The sequence below is a fragment of the Bacillus sp. FSL K6-3149 genome (genome assembly GCF_038630515.1).
In the GTDB taxonomy this organism is placed as follows: Bacteria; Bacillota; Bacilli; order Bacillales; family Bacillaceae; genus Bacillus; species Bacillus pumilus.
The window spans coordinates 356109-368297 of sequence record NZ_CP152034.1 but is presented as its reverse complement, the minus strand read 5'-3'; the positions used below and the strand labels follow the sequence as shown (position 1 = coordinate 368297).

General features: G+C 41.5%; 10 protein-coding genes. 6 read left to right on the top strand and 4 right to left on the bottom strand.

All coding sequences use genetic code 11. From position 1 onward, the window contains the following. Positions 1-7 precede the first annotated feature (7 nt). Complete coding sequence (uvrA, locus tag MHB83_RS01970; RefSeq protein WP_050944298.1) at positions 8-2884, top strand: excinuclease ABC subunit UvrA; 2877 nt, start codon at positions 8-10, stop codon at positions 2882-2884. A 29-nt stretch (positions 2885-2913) separates the two neighbouring features. Here uvrA and MHB83_RS01965 read toward each other — a convergent pair whose 3' ends face one another. Continuing rightward, positions 2914-3144 (bottom strand): hypothetical protein, encoded by a 231-nt coding sequence (locus MHB83_RS01965; RefSeq protein WP_003213489.1) that lies wholly within the window; start codon positions 3142-3144, stop codon positions 2914-2916. A 197-nt stretch (positions 3145-3341) separates the two neighbouring features. Here MHB83_RS01965 and MHB83_RS01960 point away from each other — a divergent pair, with 197 nt between their 5' ends. From MHB83_RS01960 to MHB83_RS01940, 5 genes are all read left to right on the top strand, one after another. Further along, entirely contained in the window at positions 3342-3677 is a 336-nt protein-coding gene (locus MHB83_RS01960; RefSeq protein WP_012011387.1) for a hypothetical protein, read from the top strand. 12 nt (positions 3678-3689) lie between these two features. Further along, on the top strand, positions 3690-4781 hold the full coding sequence (locus tag MHB83_RS01955) for a DUF4097 domain-containing protein (protein WP_340901190.1): 1092 nt from the start codon (positions 3690-3692) through the stop codon (positions 4779-4781). Between the two features lie 6 nt (positions 4782-4787). After that, entirely contained in the window at positions 4788-4982 is a 195-nt protein-coding gene (locus tag MHB83_RS01950; RefSeq protein WP_003213763.1) for a PspC domain-containing protein, read from the top strand. Then, the gene (locus tag MHB83_RS01945) at positions 4983-5369 is read left to right on the top strand and encodes a phage holin family protein (RefSeq protein WP_003213568.1); all 387 of its coding nucleotides are present in this window, start codon (positions 4983-4985) and stop codon (positions 5367-5369) included. Positions 5370-5464: 95 nt separating this feature from the next. Then, positions 5465-9322, top strand: a complete 3858-nt coding sequence (locus MHB83_RS01940; RefSeq protein ID WP_050944295.1) for a metallophosphoesterase — start codon at positions 5465-5467, stop codon at positions 9320-9322. Between the two features lie 29 nt (positions 9323-9351). Here MHB83_RS01940 and MHB83_RS01935 read toward each other — a convergent pair whose 3' ends face one another. From MHB83_RS01935 to nagA, 3 genes are read right to left on the bottom strand one after another with little or no spacing between them, the layout of a single operon-like run. Beyond that, on the bottom strand, positions 9352-10077 hold the full coding sequence (locus tag MHB83_RS01935) for a GntR family transcriptional regulator (protein ID WP_050944292.1): 726 nt from the start codon (positions 10075-10077) through the stop codon (positions 9352-9354). 24 nt (positions 10078-10101) lie between these two features. Continuing rightward, a complete protein-coding gene (gene nagB, locus MHB83_RS01930) occupies positions 10102-10827 on the bottom strand; it encodes a glucosamine-6-phosphate deaminase (protein WP_310025454.1) in 726 nt (241 codons plus the stop codon). Next, a complete protein-coding gene (gene nagA / locus MHB83_RS01925; protein WP_050944289.1) occupies positions 10827-12017 on the bottom strand; it encodes an N-acetylglucosamine-6-phosphate deacetylase in 1191 nt (396 codons plus the stop codon). The genes nagB and nagA overlap by 1 nt, the downstream gene beginning before the upstream one ends. Positions 12018-12189 lie beyond the last annotated feature (172 nt).

The following is a 12189-nucleotide window of genomic DNA, read 5'->3' as shown; positions in this document are numbered from 1 at the left end:
TTGCCTGATGGCTATGGAACGAATAGAGGTGAAAGGTGCTAGAGCCCACAACCTTAAAAATATTGATGTGAATATCCCGCGTGACCAGCTAGTGGTCATCACGGGTTTATCTGGTTCAGGAAAATCGTCTCTTGCCTTTGATACCATTTATGCAGAGGGTCAGCGCAGGTACGTTGAATCTCTTTCAGCGTATGCGCGCCAATTTCTCGGTCAAATGGATAAACCGGATGTAGATGCCATTGAAGGTCTTTCTCCGGCGATTAGTATTGATCAGAAGACGACGAGCCGGAACCCTAGATCAACAGTTGGAACCGTTACTGAAATCTACGATTATTTACGACTCTTGTATGCTCGAGTTGGGAAGCCTATTTGTCCGATACATGGGATTGAAATTACGTCCCAAACGATTGAGCAGATGACAGATCGTATTTTAGAATATCCAGAAAGAACGAAATTGCAAGTGCTTGCGCCGGTCGTATCTGGCCGCAAGGGAACACATGTTAAAGTACTTGATCAAATTCGAAAGCAAGGCTATGTGCGAGTAAGAGTCGATGGAGAGATGGAAGATCTATCAGAAGAGATCGAGCTTGAAAAGAACAAGAAGCATTCCATTGAAGTCGTGATTGACCGAATCGTGGTGAAGGAGGGCGTTGCGGCTCGGCTGTCTGACTCCCTTGAAACGGCGCTGCGACTAGGTGAAGGCCGTGTGATGATTGACGTGATTGGACAAGAAGAGCTGTTATTCAGTGAACATCATGCCTGTCCGCACTGCGGATTTTCTATTGGTGAGCTTGAGCCGAGAATGTTTTCATTTAATAGTCCTTTTGGTGCATGTCCGAGCTGTGATGGGCTTGGCTCTAAACTAGAAGTTGACCCTGAGCTTGTCATTCCTAATAAGGATTTGACATTACGACAGCATGCCATTGCCCCTTGGGAGCCGCAGAGCTCACAATACTATCCTCAGCTTCTTGAGGCAGTATGTACACATTACGGCATCGACATGGACATTCCGGTGAAAGATATACCGTCGCATTTATTCGATAAAATTTTATATGGTAGCGGCTCTGAACGGATTTATTTCAAATATGAAAATGATTTTGGTCAGGTACGTGAAAATGAAATTGAATTTGAAGGTGTTCTTCGTAACATTGAACGACGCTATAAAGAAACCAGCTCTGATTATATTCGTGAGCAAATGGAGAAATATATGGCGAACCAGCCATGTCCGACATGTAAAGGATATCGTCTGAAAAAAGAGACGCTTGCGGTTCTGATCAATGGCAAACATATTGGAGAAATCACTGATTTGTCTGTCTCTGATGCCCTTGATTTATATGGTGAAATCGAGTTGTCTGAGAAAGATTTGCAGATTGCTCAGCTCATTTTACGTGAAATCAAAGAGCGCTTGTCCTTCTTAAATAATGTGGGATTAGATTACCTCACATTGAGCCGGTCGGCTGGCACACTATCCGGAGGAGAGGCGCAGCGGATTCGTCTGGCGACTCAAATCGGGTCAAGGCTGACAGGTGTTCTTTATATATTAGATGAACCATCTATTGGTCTGCATCAGCGTGATAATGACCGATTGATCGGGACATTGAAAAACATGCGTGACATCGGGAATACCCTCATTGTCGTAGAGCATGATGAAGATACGATGTTAGCCGCTGATTATTTGATTGATATTGGACCTGGAGCAGGAGTTCATGGAGGAGAAGTGATTTCAGCTGGAACGCCGGAAGAAGTCATGAAGGACAAGAAATCTTTAACAGGACAATATTTATCTGGAGAGAAATTTATCCCGCTGCCGATCGAAAGAAGAAAGCCTGACGGCCGCTATATTGAGATCAAAGGTGCAAAAGAAAACAACCTGAAAAACGTCAATGCGAAGTTCCCTCTAGGCGTCTTTACAGCTGTGACCGGTGTGTCTGGTTCAGGGAAAAGTACGCTTGTGAATGAAATTCTATTAAAATCACTTGCGCAAAAACTGCACAGAGCGAAGGCGAAGCCAGGACAGCACAAAGAAATCAAAGGAATGGATCATTTAGATAAGGTGATTGATATTGATCAATCTCCAATCGGCCGTACGCCAAGATCCAACCCTGCCACGTATACAGGTGTATTTGACGATGTGCGGGATGTGTTTGCACAAACCAATGAAGCAAAGGTACGAGGGTATAAAAAAGGGAGATTCAGCTTTAACGTCAAAGGTGGACGCTGTGAGGCATGTCGCGGAGATGGCATCATTAAAATCGAAATGCACTTTTTACCTGATGTGTATGTGCCTTGTGAGGTGTGCCACGGGAAACGGTATAACCGCGAGACACTTGAAGTCACATATAAAGGGAAGAACATTGCTGATGTGCTTGAAATGACCGTGGAGGACGCACTCCAATTTTTCGAGAACATCCCGAAAATTAAGCGGAAGCTTCAAACGATTTTTGATGTTGGACTAGGGTACATTACACTTGGACAGCCTGCGACGACATTGTCCGGGGGAGAGGCCCAGCGTGTGAAATTGGCATCTGAGCTTCACCGCCGTTCAAACGGAAGGTCTCTTTATATTTTAGACGAGCCGACAACAGGTCTGCATGTGGATGATATTGCCCGTTTATTAAAAGTGCTTCAGCGTTTGGTCGAAAACGGAGATACGGTGCTAGTGATTGAGCATAACCTTGATATTATCAAGGCTGCTGATTACCTCGTTGATCTCGGACCAGAGGGCGGTGCTGGCGGCGGAACGATCATTGCCTCTGGGACTCCTGAGCAAATTGCAAAAGAAAAAGCTTCTTACACTGGTCGATACTTAAAGCCTATTTTAGAGCGTGACCGTAAACGAATGAAACAGTTGGTCAAAGAAACAGAAAGTGTGACTTCATCATAAAAAAACCCCTCGTTAAGAGGGGTTTTCTTTTATTGCGCATCTTCCTTTGGCATTAAATGACTGAGCTGCGTTAAATCCTTTAAAATATGCGTGCTGCTGCTGTCGAGCAGTACTTTTAAATAACGGATATCACCATACTGTGGATGAGACGGATGAATGGTCTCAAGCTCCCTGATCATATCGCTGTTCATGCTTTTTTGTTTCTGTATAAGGTCTAAAAGCGTTTGAGCCGTGTGGTTAGTATTATGATGATCTGTCAAAATAATTACCCCCTATAATGATAATCACCATCTTTTCAACATATTTTAAAGGGTAATCCGTGAAGAATCTACACTTAGGTGCAAAAAGATGTAATTTGTGTCTAAGGTCATATGTAAATTGAATGATTTTGAAACTTTTGATACGCAATAAACGTATGAGTTAGAAAGGAATTTTCATCATGAAGGAGCGAATATATATGAATAGAGATCAGTCGATCATTGCATCAATTTGTTATTTCAGTGTATTTTTTATGCCGTTTATTGTACCGATCGTGGCATATTTTGTAGTCGACCAAAAGGAACCGAAACGGCACGCGTTGCGGGCATTATGGTCACATGTTTTGCCAGTCGCAGCGTGCGTGTTGCTGGTTTTTGGGTCTATCCCATTTTTATTGTCGACACAGGCAAGTGACTCACTTATGCCAGTGATCACGATGCTCATCTTGTCCTTTTTAGTCGCTATTGGCTTTTTGATCTCTGTCATTTGGAATATCATTCAAGGTATTAAAGTACTTCAATCCATCAAATCGTAGGAGGGGCTTTGTATGAATGAAAAAGAACGCATTTTAAAATTAGTAGAAGACGGGACATTATCTGCAAAAGAAGCGATTACGCTGCTTGAAAAATTGGAGGAAAATCCGTCTGTTTCATTAGAAAAATCAACGGTTGATCACACCTTTCATGAAGAAAAAGCAGGCACGGAGAGCAAAGGAACTGGTACAGAAAATCTTGGTGCAAAGCTGTTTGGCTGGTTAGATTCTGCGGTGAAAAAGGTGAAAGACGTAGATCTTGATTTGAACTTTGGACAGTCGGTCGACGTTGATCACATTTTTCAGTTCAAAGACGCCTCGCTCTCTCATTTAGATATTCAATTGGCGAACGGCAGTCTCAATGTGATGCCTTGGGACGATGGCGATATTCGAGCAGAATGCCATGCGAAAATCTACCGTGCAGAAGACGGAGAGCAGGCAAGACAGCAATTTCTCAATCAATTGGACTGCGGCCTCGAAGGGGATAAATTTTTTATCCGGACCGAAAAGAAGACAATGAAAGTCAATGTCACTTTATATGTGCCACGTATCCAATACGATAAAATCAAGGTTAAGCTGTTTAATGGTCCGATCCGCGGGGAAAAGCTAAAGACAAAAGAACTTACTGCGAAAACCACCAATGGTGTTGTCTCTTTTGCCTCTTTACAGGCGGAAAAGGTTGGAATTGAAACAGCAAACGGACAAATTAAACTGGCGGATCACGAGTGTGGTATGATTGAAGTAGAAACCATTAATGGGCTTATTGACCTGCGCGGGAAAAGTGAGTCAATTGATGCCCAAAGCTTTAACGGAAACATTGCTGTTCAGCTGTCGGATGAGAAGTGCCGTTCCATTTATGCGAAAACGACAACAGGCAGTGTGGACGTCCAGATCCCGCGTGCTTGTGCAGTGACCGCTGAGCTGAAAAGCAATCTTGGGTCTATTTCTCACGATTTGCTTGATGCAGAGATGATTAAAGAGAAAAATGAGACATTACAAAAAGAGAAAATGATCAAAGCCAACCAACAGGCAGTGAACAGTATATCCATTTTTGCAGAAACAAAAACAGGTTCAATACAAGTAAAGCACCAATCAGACAAGGAGTGATTCTACATGAAGAAGCTTTATCGTTCAGCAACAGATAAAAAAATAGCGGGTGTTGTTGGTGGACTTGCCGAATACTTAAGGGTCGATGCATCTCTGCTTCGCATATTAACGGTCATCATCGGATTTATGACAGCATTTATGCCGATTTTCTTGGTCTACTTCATCTGGTATTTTGTTGTTCCGGAAGAAGGCACTAACTAAATGCTTAGATGGATCGTCAGTATTTTAGTCAATGCATTACTTTTAATCGTCATTGCTGGATATTTTGATTCAGGCATTCTGCCAGGGCTTGGGAGCGTATATATTGAAGGGTTTGGCGCAGCCATTGTGGCAAGTATCATTTTATCCTTGCTCAATATTTTAGTGAAGCCGTTTTTGATCATTTTAACGCTTCCAGTAACCGTTCTTACACTAGGATTGTTCTTATTTGTGATTAATGCCATCACACTTATGATGACATCAAGTTTTATGGGCGATAGTTTTAATATTGATGGGTTTGGAACGGCCATTTGGATGGCTGTCATCTTATCCATTTTCCATCTGTTGATACAAAAAGGAATTGTGGAGCCGTTAGCGAAAAAAAGCTAACGGTTTTTTTTGACCCATTTTGTATCGTTTCTCCGTTTCATCTGACATAAAAACTTCCTTCAGGAGACACAATATCCGAAGGGAGGCGGTGCACGATGGTGAACGTGAGCAGACAAATCATGCTTTTATGTTTTTTTATCATTCTTTTTTGTTTCAATCAGCCTGCTTCAGCAGGGCCTTTTATTCAAACACAGGTCAATATACCGGACAAGCCTTTTTCTCCTTTTATCTTTGATCCCTTTCATGTGGATGTCCGTCCAGTTCTAGGGGAAAAAAGCCGTGATCTCCAGTTTCGTGCGTCGATTACGGATCCGGAACAAATTTTGTCTGCGAACTTGTATTATAAACAAAGTGATGAGCTAGGGTACCGTTTGATCCCAATGGAACGGCTGCCAGGTATGAAGCCAGAATTTACAGCGAAAATTCCGCCAGATCAATTATGGAATTCAACCGTTCGTTACTATACAGAGTTTCTTACGCAAAAGTCCGTGATCAAAACGGCAGAACAATCTGTCCACTTAAATGGATTTGAAGAGGATCTTTCGCGCATTCCGGACTTAGTCATCACAGAAATTGTTGTCAATTCAAAAAATCGCAAAGGCAAAGATGCATTTGAATTTATTGAGGTATATAACACAACACATGAGCCTATCTCTCTTAAACATTATCAGCTTCGCTACCGCAATCCTGCACAAGGAACCGAAATGGATGATGTGTATTCCTTTCACACAAATCCAGTCACTCTTTCACCTGGAAAACCGTATGTTTTCTGGCTGAGGAAAAAAGGACAGGAGCATTTAACTGTAGCGGACTTCAATGCCATGTACAAAAGTCAATTAAAAGAGGGAGAGCATGTATCTGTCATCGAAAGCAAAGGGCTGTCCAACTCTAAATCTCGTCTTGTTTCCATTACAACGAATATAGGGGAGGAGATTTCTTCAGCAGCATTTCGCTTAAAGCCATCATGGTTTAGTGAGCATAAATCTTTGCTGTTCAAATATCCAATGGACGGTACTTCGCAAATGAAGCTGATCTCGAAAATTGAAGAAGAGCCTACGCCTGGCAAAGTGCTAAAAGCACAAATTCCATCTGAGAAAAAAGAAATTTCTCAAGATATCCATAAACCTGTGATTGAAGATATGACAGTGAGGAAACCAGTGAAACCAACTGAAAGCATAGAGATTAAAGCAGATGTACAGGATGATCAGGTCGTCAAAACCGTCAAGCTTCGCTATCGAACAAATCGAAAAGATGATTTTAAGGAAATACTGCTTCAAAAAGATCATAATGACCGATTATTTCATCATATTATTTACTCACCTGAGTTGATTGGTAAAGAACAATTGGAATATCAGCTTGAAGCGTCAGACGGTGAAAATACAGCAATGACGATGAAAAAAATGATTGATGTGGAGCAAGTTAGCAAAGCTCATGGCCTTCGATTCAATGTAGAAGAAGGAGATACGGTTTCAGGATTATATCCATTAAAAGCAACGTCTGATCAGAAAAAAAGCATTGAATTATTGATAGATGGAAAGCGGAATCAGCAAGTGTTTTCTGCCCTTGAAGCAGATCCATATATTGCATTTGATGTCAAAGGGACAAATTTATATTTTAAAAATGGTGTGTCCATAGGTAAGCACTTACTTTCAATTTTTGATGATTCGACAAAAGTGTATCGTACCTATACAATGCCAATACCAGAAGCAGAGATGAAAAAAGCAGGTCTCCAATCGATCTCCTTCCATGCAGGAACAAAATCTTCTCCAGTTGATCGGTTGCCTGGTGAGAATCACGATGATTTTGAACTAAAAAACGTCCGGATGATTTTATCGAATGGAACTCAAATTCCTCCAATCAATGCAAAGCCGGAAAAAGAATGGAGAATGGGAGACAGCGGTAACGCCAAAAAGGTCAGAACATTTCAATTTGAAATACCAAAAGAAGCTTATGTTTCAACGTTTATGAAGTGGGATACAAGAAGGTTGAAAGAGGGGCCGCACCTGATTGAGGCCAAAACCTCAGACGAGCATGCATCTGTACATGTGATGGTCGATAATACGGGTCCAAAAATTAAAACCAACGTCCAAACAAAGGATGCATATAAAGGAGCCTTTACGTTAAAAGCAAAGGTAACGGATCGTTGGAGTGACATAGAAGAGATGAAAGCATATGTAGATGGCAAGCCAATTTCCTTGCCATACCAGACGTCCTCTAGCGAATTAAACCCGGGGGAGCACACGTTGACAATTAAAGCAAAGGATGCAGCGGGAAACATGTCAACGTTGAAAAAGGAATTCAAGACGGTACATGAACACCCTGAGCCACCAGAGCGTGTAGCAGATAAGACGAAAATGAAATCGTCAAAGCAAACTGTGCTCACCAAGGATCCAACGAATGATAAGCTGGATTATTCCTTTTACCGTGCGTATCAATATACATCGTTGCATCCATCAATGAACATTTTGAAATATGCAGCGGAGACAGAACCGCCAAAGAGCTTTAACGAAAAAGGAGAAATGATCTTTTCTCATGAAGAAAGGAATCGCATTGCATTTGCTGATGGTAAGTCAGTTGAAACGAAGGATTTACATCGTTTTCCCTATCATCGTTTTCAAATCAAGGTTCATCAAGATGTACGTGAAAAGGATGTCGTCGAAGCGATATGGAAAGGGAGTTCATTGACAGGGAGAAAGGTGACCATGTATGCATGGAATCATCAGCAAGAAAAGTGGGATAAAATTACTCATCATTTTGCTAAGGATCAAAAGGAATTTTACCTGAAAGGACTGCTGTCCGTCAGACAGTACATGAAGAATCATACGTTTGATTTGCTTGTACAGGATGAAATCAGTAAAGCGCAAAAGCCATATAAGATGGTTTGGATGTCTGACACACAATATTATGCAAAGAGCTATCCTCATATCTTTAAACAAATGGTCGAGTGGATCAGAGACCAGAGAGGAAAGTTAAACATTCAATATGTGTTCCATACAGGTGACATTGTGGATGATTCAAAAGATAAACAATGGCAACGAGCCGATACGTTTATGCGCGTGTTAGATGAGCATCAGATTCCTTATGGTGTTTTAGCAGGAAATCATGATGTTCGACATAAGGACGGTTTTTATGCGGAATATGGGAAATATTTCGGTGAGAAACGCTTTGCAAATAAACCGTACTATGGTGAATCCTATCAAAACAATCGAGGTCATTATGATCTCATCTCTGCCGGTGGCAATGATTATATGATGGTATACATGGGCTGGGGGATTAAGCAAGATGAAATTGATTGGTTGAACCGTGTGATTTCTGAGCATCCAGACCGTATCGTCATTTTAAATTTCCATGAGTATTTGTTGGTCAGTGGCAACCGCAGTCCGATTGGCGACCTCATCTTCCACCAGGTAGTGAAACGCCATCCCAATATAGTGGCGGTATTTAGCGGTCACTATCACGGAGCGAGCAGGAAAGTAGATGAGCTTGACGATGACAAGGATGGTAAAGTAGACCGGAAAGTATATCAAATACTCGCCGATTATCAGTCAGGGCCTGAAGGTGGACAAGGGTTTATGCGATTGATAACAGCCGATCAAGAAAAAAACCAGCTTCATTTTACGACATACTCACCTTACATGAATCAAGAGCATTTCTACGATCCTAAAACGTATGGAGATCAGGATGAATTTTCAATCGATGTGGATTTGACGCCGAAAATGAAATCTGTCAAAACCAACTATTTTGAACTCAATGTGTACACAAATGTTTTGTTAGGAGAGGCGCGCGGCGTAAAAAGCGGCAAAAAAGCAAGCTTTGAGTGGAAAGGCTTAAAGCCAAACGAAGACTATTATTGGTACACCGTAGCAAAAGATCGTTTTCAAGGAAAAGCGATTTCACCGATATGGAAAATTCATACAAAAAATGATCGTGAAGAAACATTTCTTAGGAAATAAAAACAGTGCTCCTTTTATAAGGGCACTGTTTATCTTTCCATTGTATGAATGAGCTTGTAACGATCTCCTCTATAAACGGAAAGAACATATTCAAACGGAATATCATTCTGAAAATAAGTCGTTCTTGCGATTGAGAGCACGGGATCGCCTGTTGAAATAGACAGCACATGTGCTTCTTCATTTGAAGCCACATTCGCTTCAAGCTCTTGTTTTGCATGAGCAATTGTAAGGCCTGTTTGAGTCTCTATATATTCATATATAGAGCCAGTTAAATGTTCCCTTGTTAAATCTCCTGCAAATGCTTCAGGGATATAGCTCGTTTCAATCGCCATCGGTTCATCATTTGCGAGGCGTATCCGTTTGAGTTCAAATATAGCATCGCCATTTGACAGTTGTAAGACAGGCAGCAAGTGATCTGGACAGACGGTTTTTGTGAAATCAATCAGCTGGCTTGAAGCTTTAAGACCACGCTGACGCATATCCTCTGTAAAGCTTGTTAAGCCTTGAAGCGGCTGTTCAAATTTTTTTCGACTCACAAAGGTGCCTTTTCCTTTTTGTCGATACAAATATCCTTCGTTCACAAGGTTCGATAAGGCTTGTCTGACAGTCATTCGACTTATACCAAAGCGCTCGGCATATTCTCTTTCAGAAGGAATGAGTGTATCAGGTGCTAATGTTCCATCCTCAATCTGTTTTTTCAAGTTCTCCATAATCTGATGGTACATCGGAATAGGTGACTGCTTATCAATAAACATGTGAAAATCCTCTCGTGTTTAGCTTTAGCGTAGTGAACCAGCTTCTCGATCAATCAAAATCGTCACATCTTCATGAAGTTTCAGAGCAGATGCTGGGAAGTCTGGGTGTATCTCAGTCTGTTCTAAATATTGTATCACTTTCGCTTTTGATTCTCCTGATGCAAGAAGGAGAATCTTTTTACTAGAAAGAATGCTTGCAATGCCCATGGTGATGGCATGTGTAGGCACTTCATCAATAGAAGAAAAGTATCTTGCATTGGCCTGCCGTGTGTTTTCATCTAGTTGCACGACATGAGTCTTTGAGTTAAATGGGGTACCGGGCTCGTTAAAACCAATATGTCCATTTTGACCGATTCCAAGAAGCTGAAGGTCGATGCCGCCTATGTCTTGAATGAGCTGATCATATCTTAAGCATTCCTTTTCTAAATCAGATGTAGCGCCATTTGGAAGGAAATACTGATCCTGTGGAAGATCAATATGATCAAATAAATGACGTTTCATATAGGTCATATAACTATTTTCATGATCTGGATCAAGGCCTGCATATTCATCTAAATTGACTGTTTTTGTTTGTTTGAAAGACAATTGTTGTGATTGATGAAGGTGAATTAACTCTTGATACGTATCAAGAGGTGTACCGCCCGTTGCCAGGCCGAGTACGGCATCTGGTTTAGAAGCGATTGTGCGCGCGATCAGGGCTGCTGCTTCTTTTCCTAATTGTTCTTTATCTTCAAATTCAATGATGTTCATTAGTGGTTGGCCTCCTTTTTCTCAAAGACGATTTGTCCATGGCAGATCGTCATCATTAGTTCACCAGACTCATCCCAGATCACAAGGTCTGCTTGTTTTCCAACTTCAATCGAACCAAGCTGCTGATCAAGTCCTAGCTGAATGGCTGCATTAGTTGAGGTCATCTTTGCGATCTCTGTCCATTCGCAATGTGTGATCTGTTTCATCCGTTTGACGCCATCTTTCATTCGCAGAATCGATCCTGCAAGTGTACCATCTGCCAGTAAAGCTTGTTCGCCGCTCACTGTGACTGTTTGACCCCCAAATTCATACGTGCCATTTCCAAGTCCTTTTGCGCGCATCGAGTCTGTGATCATCATTAAACGATCACTTCCTTTTGCCAAATACGCAAGCTTGATGGAAAGTGGGTGGGAGTGTATCCCATCCGTAATCAGCTCAGTATGGAGATCGTCGTTTGTAAGAGCAGCTCCTACAGCGTTTGGTTCACGATGCTGAAACGAACTCAGTGCATTATAAAGATGCGTGACATGGCGTGCACCATGCTTTGCTGCTAATTCAATCATGTCATGATGGGCATTCGTATGTCCAATAGAAGGAATAATGTTTTTTTCTTGCAACAAGGAAAGAAAAGCAAAATCAGGGTCTTCCTCAGGTGCGAACGTGACAATTCGAATAAGCCGTTCAGAAGCATCCAACCATTTTTCAAAAAGAGGGCGATCGGGCTGCTGTATCCATTGAACAGGCTGTGCCCCTGCTTTATCTTTAGAAATAAAAGGACCTTCAAGATGGATACCTAAACATTGTGCCTGAACGCCTGCTTGTTCTTCATTGTATTGTTTCCACTTGGCGACATTTTTAAGTGCTTGCTCTATCTCATGATGGTTTTGAGTGATGGTTGTGGCTAAAAAACTTGTCGTTCCTTCTGACGGTAAGTTGTCAGCGAGTGTATTCATGGCTTCTGATGTCGCATCCATCATATCTGCTCCATATCCGCCATGGATGTGAATATCAATCATTCCGGGAAGTAGATAAAAGTTTTCCCGGGAAATATATACTTTTTCATAATTTCCTGTCGGTGGTGTTGTTGAAATATAGTCAATCTTGCCGTCGCGTAAACCGACAAAACCGTTTGCAATCATTTCAGTCTTTGTCACAATATGAATATTGGAGAGCAATAAAGAGCTGCTCATGGTTGTGCCCCCTTATTCGTTGTCTTTGAATTTAGTTTACCCTTTTTAAGTATAGTTGTCTATACCAGTAAATGAACTGAAACAGGATCAGGATAAAATACTGTTTTGGGATCATCATTGAAAGTGATAAAATAGAGCTGTATTTCTGAATCGCCTGTGATAAAAGGAGGAA

What these genes read in the sequence shown, in the direction of transcription:
- MHB83_RS01955 (WP_340901190.1), top strand. Translation starts at nt 3,690, where the DNA reads ATGAATGAAAAAGAACGCATTTTAAAATTAGTAGAAGACGGGACATTA.
- MHB83_RS01935 (WP_050944292.1), bottom strand. Translation starts at nt 10,077, where the DNA reads ATGTTTATTGATAAGCAGTCACCTATTCCGATGTACCATCAGATTATG.
- MHB83_RS01940 (WP_050944295.1), top strand. Translation starts at nt 5,465, where the DNA reads ATGGTGAACGTGAGCAGACAAATCATGCTTTTATGTTTTTTTATCATT.
- nagA (WP_050944289.1), bottom strand. Translation starts at nt 12,017, where the DNA reads ATGAGCAGCTCTTTATTGCTCTCCAATATTCATATTGTGACAAAGACT.
- uvrA (WP_050944298.1), top strand. Translation starts at nt 8, where the DNA reads ATGGCTATGGAACGAATAGAGGTGAAAGGTGCTAGAGCCCACAACCTT.
- MHB83_RS01950 (WP_003213763.1), top strand. Translation starts at nt 4,788, where the DNA reads ATGAAGAAGCTTTATCGTTCAGCAACAGATAAAAAAATAGCGGGTGTT.
- MHB83_RS01960 (WP_012011387.1), top strand. Translation starts at nt 3,342, where the DNA reads ATGAATAGAGATCAGTCGATCATTGCATCAATTTGTTATTTCAGTGTA.
- MHB83_RS01945 (WP_003213568.1), top strand. Translation starts at nt 4,983, where the DNA reads ATGCTTAGATGGATCGTCAGTATTTTAGTCAATGCATTACTTTTAATC.
- nagB (WP_310025454.1), bottom strand. Translation starts at nt 10,827, where the DNA reads ATGAACATCATTGAATTTGAAGATAAAGAACAATTAGGAAAAGAAGCA.